This is a genomic window from Streptomyces griseoflavus, from assembly GCF_014649995.1.
Classification (GTDB): Bacteria; Actinomycetota; Actinomycetes; order Streptomycetales; family Streptomycetaceae; genus Streptomyces; species Streptomyces griseoflavus.
The window spans coordinates 106,062-121,160 of record NZ_BMUC01000013.1; the positions used below are offsets into that span (position 1 = coordinate 106,062).

The following is a 15,099-nucleotide window of genomic DNA, read 5'->3' on the forward strand; positions in this document are numbered from 1 at the left end:
GTCCGCATGGCGCTGGTCCCGGCAGTGATGTCCCTGCTCGGCCGCGCCGCGTGGTGGCTGCCCAAGCCCATCGACAAGGTCCTGCCCGACCTCGACATCGAGGGCGAGAAGCTGAACCACCGACTGGCCGAGGAAACGCGCGACGAGACCCTCGTTTCGGCCTGACCCCCGCACCGTACCCCGGACGCACCACGGAGGACGGGACCCGCACGACGGTCCCGTCCTCCCCCCGTTTGCCCCACCCTTCCGACCGCGTCGGGAAGGGACCCGGATCTCGCCGATGCGGCCCGCCACCGAGACAGGGGCCACCAGGACGGGGTGCGGCGGACCACGGACACCCCAGACCTCCGGCATCACCACGTCCGCGGACGCGGCCCGGAACGCCCTCGGCAGGCGCGGGGCGGCTGTCTCGCTCCACAACGGCCATGCCACGTAGGTCAACTCGCCCCGACGTGACGTCGGCGGCCTTCCTCTGTGGGCTGCCGTCAGTGGTCGGCGGCAGTCGAGATCCGGGCAAGGAGGGTCCTCGCCTGCCCTGGGCCGGCGCGCAGCCAGGCCGTCAGGCGCTCTCGCACGCTCTCCGCAACCAAGGCGCGGGCGGGTTCGATGCCGCTTTGATGAGGTCGCTGACAGCCGGCAGCGGAGTTTCACCGGACGAGACACGGCCCTCACCAGGCAGGGCCTGGTCCACGGCCGGGTGGCCGGCCTGCTCCCACCAGGTCGGTGAGCCGGGGCCTGGTTGGCGTGCCGTGCTCGGCGGGTGGACCCTTGAAGAACCATGAAGGGAGTGCGGACGATGGGACGGTACGTACGTGCGGGCGCACTGGACGTCTGGACCGAGCAGGTCGGCACCGGGCCTGACGTCCTGCTGGTCGGAGGGCTCGGTGACACCGTCGAGTCCTGGCAGTTCCAACTCGACGGGCTGGCCGACCGCTACCGGCTGACCACCTTCGACAATCGAGGGGCGGGCCGGACCGCCATGCCCGAGGGCCCCGTCTCGGTAGAGGCGATGGCGGATGACGCCGCCGCGCTGCTGCGGGCACTGGACATCCCCTCCGCCCATGTCGCCGGCTTCTCCGGCGGCAGCGTCATCAGCCAGGAACTGACCCTTCGCCACCCCCACCTGGTACGCAGCCTGGTCCTGCAGAGCACTTGGTCGGTGCCGGACACCTACCTGCGCCGGTGGGGCCTGTTCGTCCGCCGGCTGGTCGAGACCGCCCCCGACGAACGCACGTTTCTCGAAAGCTTCTTCCTGGACATCTACACGGCCCGGGCGCACAACGACGGGACGGTCGACCGGTTCATCGAGGACGCGCTTGCCTTCCCGCACAAGCAGACCGCCGAGAACCTGAAGCGCTTCCTCAACGCCGTCTTCGACCACGACACGACGAACCGTCTGCCGGACATCGGAGTGCCGACACTGGTGCTCGCCGGCGGCCGCGACTCCACCAGCCGCCCCGAACTCGGCCGCGCCGTCGCCGACGCCATCCCCGGCGCCCGGTTCGCGGTCATGGAGGAGGAAGCACACCAGCCGTTCCAGGAGATCCCCGACGAATGGAACGCCCTCGTCGACGTGTTCTGGCGGGAGGCGGAGCCCCGCACCGCGTGACCACGAGAAACCCCGAGCCTGAGAGCGTGGGCCTCGTTTCAAGATCAGCAGTGATCGAGGGCCTCGCGCCGGAGTGTGCGGATAGGCATCACGCAGTGCGCGTGCATTCGTGGAGAGGTCAAGACGGCCGTCCTCGGCCAGGGCGTCCCTGGGACCGCACGAGACAGCGGTGGACAGCAAGGGCCCGGCCCCCTTCCCGCGCCAATGTGCGGACGTCTTCGGGGAGATGAGCCAGGACTCCTGTTATGGTGCGCCGATGTCAGCGATCAGACAGTTCCAAGTGACCTTCGACTGCGCGGAACCTGCGCGCCTCGCCGCTTTCTGGTGCGAGGTGCTGGGGTACGTCGTACCCACGGTCCCGGAGGGCTTCGCCACGTGGGAGGAATACCACCGCTCGCTGCCGCCTGAGGACGAGATCTACTTCGCGTGCACCGATCCCTCCGGTGTCGCTCCACGCCTGCTCTTCCAGCGAGTTCCCGAAGGCAAGGTCGTCAAGAACCGGGTGCATCTCTGTGTGCGGGCCGGCGCCGGACTCGTGGGTGACGAGCGCCTGACCACACTCGAGGCCGAATGCGCACGGTTGATGGCTCTCGGCGCGAAACACGTACTGACGCAGCGCGCCGATGGCGTCAACGAGTCGTGCATCACGATGCAGGACATCGAGGGCAACGAGTTCTGCCTCGATTAGATGCCGCGCCCCTCGGCCGCCCCGAAGGGCGGCCGGGCCGGTCAGCAGGGCGGGGCGTCGGCACCGTCACGTGAGGAGTGGCGCCGGCCGGCAGCGGGACCAGGAGGGGCGTACTCCTATACGGCGGTGGGCGACACGAAGACCTCCATCCTGCGCGTGGGGCGGTAGCTCCCTCGCCGCGAGGGCCTGCTCGGCCTGTGGATTCCGAGACGGCCCCAAGCCCTTGCACGTCCGGCAGTGGACGTGCGGCGAATGTGGCACCGCGCACGACCGCGACCACAACGCAGCCCGCAACGTCCTCTTCGAAGGACGCCGAATCGTCGCCGCCGGACGGGCGGAGACGCTAAACGCCTGTGGAGCGCCGGTAAGTCGGGCACACGTGCCCGCTCCCGCCGAGCAGCAGGCCGGCCCTCTCCTGGCTCCTGGCAGCCCACGCTGCACCGGCGGCGGTCCGAGCGGCACAGCATCATCAGCGCCCCGGGTCCGTGGGCAGCGATCCGCGTCAACTGACCAGCTAGTCAGTTAAGTTGGGTGCGGCTCAGTCTCTGAAGCTTCGCAGGTGACGGAGTCAGATTCGCCAGCCGGAACCCGCTTGACCACATTCTCATTTTTTGAAGCGCTACAGGCCAGAGTCACAAACGAAACTTCAGCCTGCGATTCAGTTTGAGACGACATATATGCGTTACGGAGTAAAGAAGTGCAAAGTGTACTGACACTGCTTGGAGCGATTCTCGGTGGGACTCTGGTTCTCTTGGGTGATGTCATTCGACGCAGAGTCGAAAGACGCAAAGAGGAAGTGAATCGTCTCGTAGAAGTGAGTGTGCGACTCTCCTCGATGTACAACCGCTTGTGTGGGCAGATCCTCGACGCCTCCATAGCTGGTGTAGCAGCGTCAGATCTGACCGCTGCAGATCCTCTCCGCTACGAAGTGACGACCCAGTTCTTCATGACTCCGGGTAGTGAGCAGCTTCGCTCTCAGGCTTCCCGTCTGATGGATGCGTACTACCGGCTTCGGGATTCGTACGGGCAGGATTCGGCCTGGGTCGCAGCTCGCGATGAGCACGGTGTGGCGGTGCGCGAGTTCGAGGCCGCTGTTCGCGTCATCCTGCACCGTAATCACATCTGATGTTCTGCCGGATCTCGGGGCGACCTGTTATTCAGCTCAAGGAGCACCAGGCAGACCAGAGGTCGACGCAACCCTACAACTCCTGCCCGCCAACACCCCGACGGCACTGCCCGGTTGGGAGGGGTTTATCTTCTCGGGCATGGATCATCAGGGAGAGTTTCGTCGGGCAGCGCTTGAGCTGGGCATCCCGGGCGACGAGATCAGCAGGTTCAGCCAGCACCTTCGTTTGTCGATCGGATTGTCCGTAGGCGGTGGTTCTCCCGTCGGGCAGTTCGGTGGGTTGCCCCGGCTGCCGGTGGGCATGGAGTGGCCGTCCGCCGGGGACGTTCCGTTGCCGTTGCTCCTTTCGGTCGATTGTGGGGCGCTGCCGAGAGTTGACGGCTTCGGCCTGCCGACGGGCGGGACGCTGCTCTTCTTCGTGAACCAGGAGATGGACCATGAGGACAGTTCGGGGAGGTACGCGCGAGTCGTGTATGTACCGGACGGCACCCGAACCGCGGCCGCGGAAGCCCCCAGCTCCGAGTGCCTCCGCGAAAAAGTCGACGTCAGCGCCGAGCTCCAAGCGGAACTGCCCCTCTGGCTCCAGGAGGGCGACGAGGACGAGGACTGGCACGAGTTCTGGGAGAATCTCGATTGGGAGGACATGTCGCCCTTCCAGCAACAGTTGTTCCGGTACATGGAACGTGACCTGCCGCACCTCGACGCACTTCGAGCTCTGGCCCACGACCTCTGGCCGTCTGGCGCCGGCGTTGCCATCGGCGGGTATGCCGATGACGAGGTGATCAACAACATCGCGGAGCAGAGCCTGGCGGGACGCGAGAAGGCAGGCGACATCCCAGCCATCCCGACCGGGAAATGGTATTCCCACCTGGAGAAGGAAAAGCACCGGTTGACGAGCGAATGGATATCGCTCGTCAGTGAATCCCGGGTCTACGAGGAGTACTGCACGAGTTTTGTGATCCGCCACGACCACTTGGCCGCCGCCCGGGTGGACAAGGCGCTGGCCGTGACCACTTTCGAGGCCCCGTGACCAGGTTCGACGACCTCTACCGCTGGGAGGGGGCCGGTGAAGGCTGTCCAGGCGTCCGCACCTACGTCCACACCCGGGTCGTCGGGGTTCCTGCTGTCTCGGACGGGAGGGGTGAGGCAGGTGTCGCTCTGGTCCGCGTGGATGCCGGGTGCAGGGGCGCGCATGGTGGGATCGCCCGGTGTCACCCGCCCGAGAACCTGAATCGACGGTCGCATCGTCTTCCTGATCATGCAAAGCGTGACAGACCCCGACGAGGCAGAGCTCGTGCGTCGCATCGCCTGCGGCGACCGGGCGGCGTTCGACGAGTTGTATCGGCGTACCTCGCCCTGGCTGGCGGTGCGGCTGCGTCGCCGCTGCGCTGACGACGACGTCATCGCCGAAGTGCTCCAGGAGACCTACCTGGCGGTCTGGCGGGCAGCCGGCAGCTACGCAGGCTCCGTGACCGCGGGCAGTGCGGTGGGGTGGCTCTGGACGATCGCCGCGAACCGTCTCGTCGATGCGTTCCGCCGACGAGCCCGGCACGAGCGGGTGCCGACCATTGCCCTGGTCGAGACGACCGCGCCGGCCGCCGAGGACGAGGTGATGGCGAATCGCGTCGACCAGAACCTCGAACAGGCGTTGCTCCGGCTGCCACCGGAGCTGCGCCAGGTACTGCAGGCGATGGTGCTCGACGACTTGTCGGTCCGGCAGACGGCGGTACTGCTCGGCATGCCGGAGGGCACAGTGAAGACCCGCGCGCGGCGGGCCCGGATCGCGTTGCGGGAGGCGCTGTCATGACTCATCCCACCCCCCTGATGCTGGCCCGTTACGCGGATGGCGGGCGCGGACTCGACGACGCCGCGCTCTGGTCCATCGAGGTTCATCTCGACGCGTGCGGGAACTGCCGTGAGGGACTCGTCGCACACGTCACCCCGGCCACGGCGGACCTGCTCGACCGTGTCGCCGTCTCGCTCGACCGGACGATGGCAACGAGCCCGCCTCCGGCCCGGCAACACTCACAGGCACAGGCCGTGAGCCGACGCTGGCTGGCATGGACGCTGCTGCCCTGGCTGGCGGTGACCGTCGCGGTGCTGGGGTGCGGCGTGCTCCTCAACTTCGCCGAACCGAGCCTGCCTTCACTCGTGCTGCTGCTCGCCCCGGTGGCTCCGCTGCCCGGCGTCGCGGTGGTCTGGAGCCGGCGGAGCAACCCGGTCTGGGAACTGATCGCCACCACACCCGCAGCCGGCCTGGCCATGGTGCTGCGGCGCACGTTCGCGGTGCTCGTCGTCGTGCTTCCGGCGTTGCTGGCGGCAGGCGTGAGCACCGGAACCTCACTGGCTCTGTCTCTGCTGCCGTGCCTGGCATTCACTGCGGCCGCCCTGGTGCTCGGCGCGTTCATCGGCGTGCGGCGCGCGGCTGTCGGACTCGGAGCAGCCTGGTCCACGGCCGTCCTGGTGCCGAGCGTGGCGGCCCAATCCCTGTCTCCGGTACTGCAGCCGGACAGCACCGCCGTCTGGGCGGTGATCACCGTGGCCCTTGCCGCGAGCACCGTGCCGGCCGCGCCTCACTTCCACCGCCTTACCAGCGGCAACTGACTATTCATCCACAGGAGATCCGCATGCGAGCGGTGAGTTCCGCCGAAACGGCCCCCACCCTTCATCCCTTTCTCGTCCACGCCGAAGAACTGCGTGTCCGGGCCGGCCGCCACTTGGCCGTCGACGGCCTCGACCTGGCCCTGAAGGCCGGCGTGCATGGTGTGCTCGGACCGAACGGCGCCGGCAAGACCACGCTGATGCGCGCGCTGTCCACCGTCATCAAACCCGCCGGCGGCTCGTTGACGCTGCTCGGCACGCGGGTGGACGGCCGTGCCGACCTGCGCGAGGTGCGCCGCGGCCTGGGGTATCTGCCGCAGCAGTTCGGCTTCTATCCGCGGTTCACCGTCCGGGAGTTCGTCGAGTACATGGCCTGGCTCAAGGAAATGCCCAAGACCGCGATACCTGACGCCGTGCAACGTGCGATCGATCGAGTAGGTCTCACCGCCAAGGCTGACACCAGGATGAAGGCGCTGTCCGGCGGCATGCTGCGTCGGGCCGGCATCGCGCAGGCCATCGTGAACGACCCCGAACTGCTGCTGCTCGACGAGCCCACCGTCGGACTCGATCCCGAACAGCGTCTCACCTTCCGCGACCTGCTGCGTGACCTCGGCACCCACAGCTGTGTGCTGGTCTCCACCCACCTCATCGAGGACGTCGTCGCCGCCTGTACCGACGTCATCCTCATGCACGAAGGCCGACTCCTCTTCCAGAGCACCCCCGACGACCTGATCGCCCGCGGCGGGCAGGGCGACGCGGGCGACAGTCCGGCGGAGCGCGGTTACTCCGCGATCCTGCGTCAGCACCGGAGCAACGCATGAACCGCATCCTCACCATCGAGCTCCGGCGGTCGGCCGCTCTCGGCGCCGCGCTCCTGATGGCCGTCGCCGGCGCGATCGTGCTCCACGCCACCGCGGGGCGATGGTCCAGCGGGTGGATGGCGTTGGCCAGTACGCAGCGTGAATACCTCGCGATTCTCTCGCCGCTCGCGATGGCCGCAGGCGCTTGGGATTCCTACCGCAGGCACCGGGCGAACGTCGCCGAGTTGTTCACCACCGTGCCCCGCCCGCGACGGCAGCACATCGTGCCGATCCTGCTCGCGACCGGCCTGGCGGTAATCGGCGCGTACCTGGTCACGCTCCTCGCGGCGGCACCACGGATCGCGGACACGGCGCGTTACCTTCCGCCGGCCGCGTTTGCCGTCGTGGTCGTCGGGCTGGCCGCGATGATCGCCTCGGTCTGGCTCGGGCTGGCCGTCGGACGCCTGGTACCGGCGCTCGCCACCGCACCCGCGCTGGCCGTGATCGGCTTCGTGCTGCTGATCTTCGCGCCCCATGCCCTTCCGGACGGTGGAGTCACGGCAGCGTTCTCCCCTGTCATGGGGATGAGCATGTTCAGCGACTACGACACCGTCAGTGGCGAGGTCAGCGGCGCCCAGGCACTGTGGATGGTCGCGGTCGCGGTGGCCGGTGTCGTGCTCTTCGCCGCCCACAACCGCAAGGTCGCGTTCACCGCACTGTTCCCTCTGTCCCTCGGGGCCACGGCCGCGGTCCTGGTCGTGCCGACCGGCGATGCCTACGATCACAAACGGCTCGACTCGGTCGCCCAGGAACTGGTGTGCACTGACGACACTCCGCGGGTCTGCGTCAGCCGGGCACATGAAGGGCTGCTTCCGGAGGTGCTGCCCAAAGCCCGGCACGCACTGGAGCTCCTGGCGGGAACACCGGTCGTCGCGGCACACGAGGACACCACCACGTTCACTCCTCCCACCTCACCGAGGCCGCGGGCCGACACCGCGCTGATGACGATCACGGTCGACAAGCACGGTCACCTCGCCCACCGGGACCGGTTCGAAGCGACCATGCTCACCAACGTGTTCACCGGCCCTCTCAGTTGCGGAGACAGCCGGAACTTCCAGGTGGCCACCGCTGCGGCCTACTGGCTGCTCGACCGGGAGCCGACCGTCGGTCCCAAGGGCCTCGAATTCGAGGACCCGGAGGCCGAGAAGCTGTGGAAGGGCCTGAAGGCACTGCCGCGCGCCGAGGCCGACGCCCGGGTGACCGCCGTCTACCAAGCCGCCCGGAAGTGCCAGGACACCACCACCATCCTGACCCGGAGCGCGCGATGAGAGGGCTGACGCTCTACGCCCGCTCGCGCCGGGTTCCTGCGGCGTTCGGTGCGGCGGTCGCGGGCATGGCCATCGCCTGGCTGCTGGCGGCGGCCTTCAGTGACGCGGACGAGGTGAGCAGCGCCGTACGCAATCTGACGGTGCTGCTCCTCGTGGCTGTCGTCACCGCCACGCTCGGCAGCCCCGACGACAGCCTGGACCGCACGGCGGCAAGACCGTGGACGTGGTTGCGGATGTCCCACCTGGTCACGGCCGTGGGGTTCGTACTCCTGCTCCTGCTGACCACGCTGCTCACCGGCACACGATTCGGGCCGTTCGGATCTGTCGTCCGTGACACGGTCGGCCTCCTGGGCCTGACGGCACTGGGCGCAGCCACGGTCGGTGCCACCCGGTCGTGGTTCGTACCGCTCGGGTGGACGCTCTGCGCGGCGGTGTTCTCGGGCACGGGCACTGCGGGGGAGGCACTGACCTGGCAGGCCCAGGCGTCCGGGAGCCGACCCGCAGCCGTGGTCGCCACAGTGCTCGCCGTCACCGGAGCAATCGTCTACGTGAGCCGTGGCCCTCGTCCCCGAACACCGTCGGAGAACGGCTGAGCAGGAGGCCACCGACCAACTAAGTACCGGCTGAGTCTTGGGCGGACAGCTCTTCCGCCAGTTCCATACAGCGCAGGCGGGCTGGGGAGAGGTCGTAGGGCATCTTGCCGGTGGCTTCGAACGCGCTCATGGTATCGGCCTCCCGCCTGCCGGAGCCGAGGTCGGCCTCGCCTTCATCGGCGGCGGCAGGGTGCATGGTGTCCCAGGCGTCGAAGAGGGCGTCGTCTTCCTCACCCAGGCCGGACTTGTCGATGACGGCCTGCAGGGCGGTCTCGAAGGCGTGCCGCTCGGCGGCCACTTGAGCTACCCGTGGATCATCGACGGCGACACTGTCATCGAGTGCCTCCTCGGCGTCATCGATACGGTCGGCATCTTCCCGCAGGGTGGGATGCGTGGCCAGGACGACGAAGCGGGTGGCCTGGACGGCCGCGCCGAGCGGACCGAAGATCCGTTCGGTGACCAGCAGACTGTCCAGGTCCGCCTGACGCACGGAGCCCTCGGGCAGGTTCTTGAGGCGTTCGGTGACAAAGTCGGAGAGCAGGCCCATCCGGCTGCCTTCGGTGCGCATCCGCTGCACGGCGGTCCGTTGCCGCCGCACTTCCGCCTCCTGCTCGGCGAGAGTTTCCTCCAACCGCTCGAGGATGCCCGCGATACCTTCTCCGCTGTCCGCACCGGCGGAAGCCGTGCCGGTGGTGAAGGCGTCACGGATGTCGTCCAGGGCGATCCCGGCGTCGGCCATCTTGCGAATCCACAGCAGGCGGATCATGTCCTCGTATCCGTAGCGGCGGCGGTCATCGCCGCCCCGCTCAGGCTCGGGGAGGAGGCCGATCTCGTGGTAATGGCGAATCGCACGTGGCGTGCTGCCGACGAAGGCCGCCGCGTCACCGATCTTGACGCGACGGGGCGGCATGAAAGACGCATGCATGAGCCGGGGACCTCTCTTCAAGGCATCGGGACGTAAGTCCAGCGGACCACATGCCGCTACGGAAGGTGCAACCGCACCGGCGAGGAGCAGCGCAAGCTGCACGCATTCATGGGAACCGATCGCACCACCACGAGCAGTGAGCGGTCGGCGGCAGGGCAGATCGAACGCGTGCGGCTGCATCCGTACGAGAACCAGCCCGTCGGCCGGCAACGCAACGATGCTGTACGGCGCGGGCATTGCCGAGCGCCAGCGCCACCGCCCCTCCCCCACCGTTGTTCCATTCCGCGAGCCCAGCCTCGAAGGCGTGAGGTGCCTCGCTACTCCTGTACTCGATCTCGCCGTGGACTGAGGAGATCAACCGCGATCGAGCCGCGGCAGCGACGCACACATGCGCTCGGGGAATTCCGGCAGGACCTTGTGGATGCCTACGCACCCAGCAGCGCCGTTCGTGGCGACCGGGCGCCAGCCCGATGACTCCGCCCGGTAGAACCAGCGTTGGGAGACATCGGAGGAGGAGCATCCGTCGCCGACGTCACCGCACGCCGGCCCCGTCCGGGTCGACAGGTCCAGCACCAGCCACGTGTCGTCGCACCCACGTTCCACCCAGCTCGTGTGCTGGGGGATGTCCGTGTCATTGACAGCCTGATGGTAGGAAGACGAGGTGCAACGCGGGGGCGTGGGGTCGCAGCCGTTCTCACCGCACTGCCGCAGAGCGGGTGGTGATGTGGCGCCGACGGGAGTGAATACGTCTGCACTGTTCACCATGACCCTGCGAGAGCCCAGGGGCTCGTCCAGCTTCACCGTCGCTTGCACCCGCTGCGTCCCCGTGCAGCCGTAGTCACGGTCGAGGGAACGGGTTTCGTAGGTGACCATCACGTACACCGTGCCGTGCTCGACGGTGTCAAGCTGACCGCGCAGGCGGCGCACGCAGTCGCGCGCACCGTCGGGCACTTCGGCGTCGACCAGCAGAGACCGGCCGCCCTCGGCGGTACGGACGCCATCGATGCGGATCGGAGCGGCGAGCGTCCAGGCGGCGGTCGCAGCCGTACCTGTCGCCTCCTCGTCGGTTGCGGCGGTCTTGGCACCGCAGCCGGCGAGGACCATGAGGGCCGCGCCGAGCACTACTGTCCGAATCCCCCGCCGCCCCATGCCATGCCCCATCCGCCGAATAGTCGCAGCCTATTCCAGCAAGGCCGCACGCAGGTTCGTGCTCGATACGGGCAGCCTGGAGGTGGTCACCTTCGGAACCGATGGCACCAGCAGGATGCGGCGCTGTCCACCCGTTCACTTCCAGGGCTCTCGGCGGGAATGCTCAAGAACCCCGCGCCGCCGGACGGGCCGCGGTCGCCGGCAGCGTCACGGGGCTCCGGTCGTCACCTCGCCGTTCGAGCAGGGACGTCTTACCCCTGGTACGCAACGGTCGTCATCATCCCGGACTCCGAGTGGTAGATGTTGTGGCAGTGCAGCATCCACAGGCCGGGGTTGTCCGCGTCGAAGTCCGCCACCAGCTTGTTGTGCGGCAGCACGATCGACGTGTCCTTGCGGGCACCGTTCGAGTCCACGCCGGCGAGGGAGAACGTGTGGCCGTGCAGGTGCACGGGGTGCCACATGTGGGTGGCGTTGATGACCACCAGCCGCACCCGCTCGCCCCGTTCGACCTTGTGGAGCGTGTCCGGGTTGTAGGGCTCGTGGTCGATTCCCCAGTCGTAGTCCTTCATGCCACCGGTCAGCTTGACCCGGAGCAGCCGGTCGTACCTGCGGCGGGGCATCGCCACCGACTCGTCCGGCTCGAGCCGGCGGGCGGACACCAGCACCTCACGGTCCAGTTCCGCAGGGTGTGCGGACGGCTTGGGGACCGCTCCGGCGCCCGTACGCAGGACGGCCATGGCCCGGCCCCCCTTTCCCTCGGCGAGCGCGACCAGCGGGAAGACACCCGACTGCGCGGTGATCATCACGTCGTACCGCTCGGCCATACCGATGACCAGCGCGTCGGTCTTGTACGGCTGCACGGGAAAGCCGTCGCTGTGGGTGATGGTCATCCGGTGTCCGCCGAGCGCCACCCGGAAGGCCGACTCCCCGCCGGCGTTGATGATGCGCAGCCTGATCCGGTCGCCGGGTTTGGCCTTGAACTGCGTGGGGTCGTCCGCTGTGCGCCCGTTGATCAGGTAGTAGGGGTAGGCGATGTGTCCCGCGTGACCGCCGAGCAGCTTGCTGGTGGCTCCCGCCATCAGCCGCTTCGGCCCTTTCCGCCGGTACGGCGACGGCGAGGGTGCCCGTCCGGGTGCCTTCCCGTCGTCCGCCAACGCCCCGCCGCCGGCCCCGACGGGTCCCCCCGGCCTGTTGCCGTGCCCCACCGGGGGCTTGCCCTTACGGAGCTGGTAGAGAACATCGTCGGGGGTGGAGCCGTCCACTCCGTCGATCCAGTCGTCCAGCACGACGATCCACTCGTGGTCGTATCCGAGTGGCTCCTTCGGGTCGTCGACGATGAGGGGCGCGTACAGTCCACGGTCGACCTGCACCCCCATGTGAGGGTGGAACCAGTAGGTGCCGGGATGCGTCGGGGTGAAGCGGTAGTCGAAGGTCTCACCGGGTTCGACCGGCCGCTGCGTCACACCGGGGACACCGTCCATGTCGTTGGGCAGCGTAATACCGTGCCAGTGCACGGTCGTCGCCTCCGGCAGGTGGTTGGCCAGCGTCAACGCCGCAGTGTCACCTGCGGTGACCCGCACCTCCCGGCCCGGCAGCAACCCCTCGTACGTCCATGAGTTGAAGGTACGTCCGGCGCCCAGCTCGACCGGCGACGGGATGGCCCTCAAGGTGTGCTTACGAAGCGGTTCGGCGGGGGTCGGATGTGCCCCGCCGGCTTCTCTGCCGTTCGGAGGGGATCCGGCCGGCGCGGGCGCGCCCGGGTGGCCGCCGTCGCGCGAGCCGGCGGAGCAGGCGGCGAGCAGCCCGGAACCCGCAGCCGCGATACCGGCGCCGAGTACGGCGCGACGTGTGGGGGAGGTCTGGTTGGTGCGGTCCGTGCGCATGACTGGGTGTACCTCGCTGGTCGGGAGAAGGCAGGTGAAGGCGTGGGTCTGCCACCACCGTCCGGACAGGACGGGACGGCCGGAGGCGCTCCTTCTCACGGGCCCCGACGGGGCGGTGAGCACGTCCGGTGGTCGGCGGAACCTACTGTGGGGAGATCGGCGAGCGTCCCTCGCCGGTGTCGGGAACGCAGCTCAGTGCGGCCGTGCGGATATCCCGAGCGGCAGGGCGCCGGACGGCACCTGCTGCCGTCCGTGCAGGCCGCGCCCGCGTCCGGCCCTCGGGTCAGTCACCATGTGGGCACGCTACCCCCGCCAGGTATACATTCTGCATATATGGCCAGCAAAGACACGGTCAAGCGATCAGCTCGCCCCGAGGAACACGGCGGCAGGGGTGCCTCATAGGGAACTCGCGCGCGGTAGGCGGTGAGGCGTCGACTTCCCGATCGCCACCTGGCCGACTTCTTCGCCGTACTTCCCCTGCCGGACATGCCGGAGAGGCTGGGTTCAGATGTTCGGTTCACTGGCCGGCGCGTCGGCGCCGTCCCGGCACATGACAGGAGGACAACGGCGGGCCTGAGTCCGCAGAGCATCACGCGGATGAACAGAAGCGCAGAAGTTGTCACCAGAAAAGTCCGATGAACTGCTGAATGGGATCGGTCGAAGCAGCCTGATTGTCACAAGCGAGGCATCCGACGTGTCATACACGTTCATTCAGCAGCCCTTATGTCACCAGAAGCGAAGATCGAGAATCTGCGGCTCGTCACGGCGGTTCCATGGGTGATGGCAGCTACTCATTGGCCCAGGCCCGGAAACTGTCGGGTCGCAGAAGACAGGTGATGGAAATGCGAGACGAGGCCGCCAAGCGGGTCGAGCTGGTCTTCTCCCTCTTCGACACCAACGGCAACGGAGTCATCGACTCCGACGACTTCGATCTGATGACGGGCCGTGTGGTCGAGGCGGCGGCCGCCTCGGACGACGGCGCCAAGGCCGCCATCCGGGCCGCGTTCCGCCGCTACTGGACGGCGCTGGTCACTGAACTGGACGCCAACGGTGACGGTGTGATCACCGTGGACGAGTTCCGTCCGTTCGTGCTCGACCCCGAGCTGTTCGGTCCCACGATCTCCGAATTCGCCGAGGCCCTCTCCACGCTCGGCGACCCCGACGGGGACGGACTGATCGAGCGCCCCCTCTTCGTATCGCTGATGACGGCGATCGGTTTCGAGGAGGCGAACATCCACGCCCTCTTCGACGCCTTCGGTCCGGACGCCGAGGACCGCATCACCGTGGCTACCTGGGCCGCCGGTATCAAGGACTACTACGCGCCGGACATGGCCGGGATCCCGGGCGACCACCTGGTGGCCGCGCGGGCCGCCTGACACGGTTGGTCAGCGGCCGTCCCGGCCTGGGCGGCACCGCTTCGACGTGACCTGACCGCCCCGTCCTCAGCCTCCGTGCGGACGCCGCCGTGAGCGTCACGGGCGTCAGGACGAGGGCTTGTTCGCGAACACCCACCTGTTCCCCTCCAGCGCGTCGTTGGGCTCGGGCAGGGGGCCACGTCGGAATCGGCGGGTGAAGTCGAAGGGCGTATGCATGGAGGTGGACCAGCCCTTGGACGTCAGGTCGCCCGCCGAGTCGGGACGTGGCCCCTCGTCGAAGAGGTGGAGCAGGTCGATGCCGATCCGCTCACGCGTCGCCGTGTAGATCGGGCTGTCGCGATACGCCTGTAGGTCCTTTTCCAGCTTGGCCTCGAAGGCCAGTGTGCTGCCTTCGGTGGTCAGCCGGTCCACCGTGTCGATGAGGTAGGTCTCGGCGGGGCCCGGCAGGTAGAAGAGGAGCCCCTCGGCCAGCCAGACGCTCGGTGCGGCCGGGTCGAAGCCGGCCGTGGTCAGCGCGGTGACCCAGTCGGCGCGCAGGTCGACCGGTACGGTGACACGCTCTGCCTTCGGGGTGGCTGACAGATCCGTGAGCACCTGGTGCTTGAACGCCAGCACGCCCGCCCGGTCGATCTCGTAGACGACGCAGTCGGACGGCCAGTCCAGCCGGAAGGCGCGGGTGTCCAACCCCGCTCCCAGCAGGACTACTTGGCGGGCGCTCGTACGGACCGACCGGAGGACGAAGTCGTCGAGGACCCTGGTCCGCAAGCCGAAGTAGCGGGCGAAGCGCCCCCACAGCGGGTCGCTGTCCCCGTCCGGCACCTGTGCGATGCGCACCGGCCAGTTCGCGCACGCCGGGGCGGCACGCACGAAGTGTTCCGCATAGGTGTCCTGGGCCAGGCTGTCGTGGCGGTGGGTCTCGATCGCCCGTGCCGCGGCGACCAGGAGGGCGGTCAGACCCACGCCTGCGTCCACACCTTCCACATCCGTGTGCCGCGGCGCCGTGCCGGTCATGTTTCCTCCA

Annotated in this window: 15 protein-coding genes; 11 read left to right on the top strand and 4 right to left on the bottom strand. The window is 68.2% G+C overall.

Going from position 1 to position 15,099, the window contains the following annotated elements:
• The first annotated feature begins 796 nt into the window (after nt 1-796).
• From IE172_RS25105 to IE172_RS25155, 10 genes are all read left to right on the top strand, one after another.
• The gene (locus tag IE172_RS25105; RefSeq protein WP_190099567.1) at nt 797-1,609 is read left to right on the top strand and encodes an alpha/beta fold hydrolase; all 813 of its coding nucleotides are present in this window, start codon (nt 797-799) and stop codon (nt 1,607-1,609) included.
• Between the two features lie 256 nt (nt 1,610-1,865).
• Nucleotides 1,866-2,297, top strand: a complete 432-nt coding sequence (locus IE172_RS25110) for a VOC family protein (RefSeq protein WP_190099568.1) — start codon at nt 1,866-1,868, stop codon at nt 2,295-2,297.
• Nucleotides 2,233-2,823, top strand: coding sequence for a zinc ribbon domain-containing protein (locus IE172_RS35485; protein WP_435804259.1), 591 nt, complete (start codon nt 2,233-2,235; stop codon nt 2,821-2,823). Before IE172_RS25110 ends, IE172_RS35485 begins: the two co-directional genes overlap by 65 nt.
• Nucleotides 2,824-2,994: 171 nt before the next feature.
• On the top strand, nt 2,995-3,423 hold the full coding sequence (locus tag IE172_RS25120; protein ID WP_190099569.1) for a hypothetical protein: 429 nt from the start codon (nt 2,995-2,997) through the stop codon (nt 3,421-3,423).
• Nucleotides 3,424-3,562: 139 nt separating this feature from the next.
• Nucleotides 3,563-4,453, top strand: a complete 891-nt coding sequence (locus tag IE172_RS25125; protein WP_190099570.1) for a DUF1963 domain-containing protein — start codon at nt 3,563-3,565, stop codon at nt 4,451-4,453.
• A 228-nt stretch (nt 4,454-4,681) separates the two neighbouring features.
• Complete coding sequence (locus tag IE172_RS25135) at nt 4,682-5,230, top strand: RNA polymerase sigma factor (RefSeq protein ID WP_190099572.1); 549 nt, start codon at nt 4,682-4,684, stop codon at nt 5,228-5,230.
• On the top strand, nt 5,227-6,027 hold the full coding sequence (locus tag IE172_RS25140; protein ID WP_190099573.1) for a zf-HC2 domain-containing protein: 801 nt from the start codon (nt 5,227-5,229) through the stop codon (nt 6,025-6,027). Before IE172_RS25135 ends, IE172_RS25140 begins: the two co-directional genes overlap by 4 nt.
• 23 nt (nt 6,028-6,050) lie before the next feature.
• Entirely contained in the window at nt 6,051-6,845 is a 795-nt protein-coding gene (locus IE172_RS25145) for an ATP-binding cassette domain-containing protein (RefSeq protein WP_190099574.1), read from the top strand.
• Nucleotides 6,846-6,901: 56 nt separating this feature from the next.
• On the top strand, nt 6,902-8,152 hold the full coding sequence (locus IE172_RS25150; protein ID WP_190099575.1) for a hypothetical protein: 1,251 nt from the start codon (nt 6,902-6,904) through the stop codon (nt 8,150-8,152).
• Entirely contained in the window at nt 8,149-8,745 is a 597-nt protein-coding gene (locus IE172_RS25155) for a hypothetical protein (protein ID WP_190099576.1), read from the top strand. Before IE172_RS25150 ends, IE172_RS25155 begins: the two co-directional genes overlap by 4 nt.
• A 19-nt stretch (nt 8,746-8,764) precedes the next feature.
• Here the strand turns inward: IE172_RS25155 and IE172_RS25160 are convergent, their stop codons facing one another.
• The 3 genes from IE172_RS25160 to IE172_RS25170 form a co-directional block, all read right to left on the bottom strand.
• Nucleotides 8,765-9,670: a MerR family transcriptional regulator gene (locus tag IE172_RS25160; protein ID WP_190099684.1), complete on the bottom strand. Its 906-nt coding sequence runs from the start codon at nt 9,668-9,670 to the stop codon at nt 8,765-8,767.
• 354 nt (nt 9,671-10,024) lie between these two features.
• On the bottom strand, nt 10,025-10,831 hold the full coding sequence (locus tag IE172_RS25165; protein ID WP_229886360.1) for a hypothetical protein: 807 nt from the start codon (nt 10,829-10,831) through the stop codon (nt 10,025-10,027).
• Between the two features lie 239 nt (nt 10,832-11,070).
• A complete protein-coding gene (locus IE172_RS25170) occupies nt 11,071-12,702 on the bottom strand; it encodes a multicopper oxidase family protein (protein ID WP_190099577.1) in 1,632 nt (543 codons plus the stop codon).
• Nucleotides 12,703-13,544: 842 nt separating this feature from the next.
• On the opposite strand from IE172_RS25170, the gene IE172_RS25175 reads away from it, so the two are divergent.
• Nucleotides 13,545-14,078, top strand: a complete 534-nt coding sequence (locus tag IE172_RS25175) for an EF-hand domain-containing protein (RefSeq protein WP_190099686.1) — start codon at nt 13,545-13,547, stop codon at nt 14,076-14,078.
• A 105-nt stretch (nt 14,079-14,183) separates the two neighbouring features.
• On the opposite strand, the gene IE172_RS25180 is transcribed toward IE172_RS25175, so the two are convergent.
• A complete protein-coding gene (locus IE172_RS25180; RefSeq protein WP_190099578.1) occupies nt 14,184-15,089 on the bottom strand; it encodes a class I SAM-dependent methyltransferase in 906 nt (301 codons plus the stop codon).
• Between the last annotated feature and the right edge of the window lie 10 nt (nt 15,090-15,099).

What these genes read in the sequence shown, in the direction of transcription:
- IE172_RS25105 (WP_190099567.1), top strand. Translation starts at nt 797, where the DNA reads ATGGGACGGTACGTACGTGCGGGCGCACTGGACGTCTGGACCGAGCAG.
- IE172_RS25110 (WP_190099568.1), top strand. Translation starts at nt 1,866, where the DNA reads ATGTCAGCGATCAGACAGTTCCAAGTGACCTTCGACTGCGCGGAACCT.
- IE172_RS35485 (WP_435804259.1), top strand. Translation starts at nt 2,233, where the DNA reads ATGGCGTCAACGAGTCGTGCATCACGATGCAGGACATCGAGGGCAACG.
- IE172_RS25125 (WP_190099570.1), top strand. Translation starts at nt 3,563, where the DNA reads ATGGATCATCAGGGAGAGTTTCGTCGGGCAGCGCTTGAGCTGGGCATC.
- IE172_RS25135 (WP_190099572.1), top strand. Translation starts at nt 4,682, where the DNA reads ATGCAAAGCGTGACAGACCCCGACGAGGCAGAGCTCGTGCGTCGCATC.
- IE172_RS25140 (WP_190099573.1), top strand. Translation starts at nt 5,227, where the DNA reads ATGACTCATCCCACCCCCCTGATGCTGGCCCGTTACGCGGATGGCGGG.
- IE172_RS25145 (WP_190099574.1), top strand. Translation starts at nt 6,051, where the DNA reads ATGCGAGCGGTGAGTTCCGCCGAAACGGCCCCCACCCTTCATCCCTTT.
- IE172_RS25150 (WP_190099575.1), top strand. Translation starts at nt 6,902, where the DNA reads ATGGCCGTCGCCGGCGCGATCGTGCTCCACGCCACCGCGGGGCGATGG.
- IE172_RS25155 (WP_190099576.1), top strand. Translation starts at nt 8,149, where the DNA reads ATGAGAGGGCTGACGCTCTACGCCCGCTCGCGCCGGGTTCCTGCGGCG.
- IE172_RS25160 (WP_190099684.1), bottom strand. Translation starts at nt 9,670, where the DNA reads ATGCATGCGTCTTTCATGCCGCCCCGTCGCGTCAAGATCGGTGACGCG.
- IE172_RS25165 (WP_229886360.1), bottom strand. Translation starts at nt 10,831, where the DNA reads ATGGGGCATGGCATGGGGCGGCGGGGGATTCGGACAGTAGTGCTCGGC.
- IE172_RS25170 (WP_190099577.1), bottom strand. Translation starts at nt 12,702, where the DNA reads ATGCGCACGGACCGCACCAACCAGACCTCCCCCACACGTCGCGCCGTA.
- IE172_RS25175 (WP_190099686.1), top strand. Translation starts at nt 13,545, where the DNA reads ATGCGAGACGAGGCCGCCAAGCGGGTCGAGCTGGTCTTCTCCCTCTTC.
- IE172_RS25180 (WP_190099578.1), bottom strand. Translation starts at nt 15,089, where the DNA reads ATGACCGGCACGGCGCCGCGGCACACGGATGTGGAAGGTGTGGACGCA.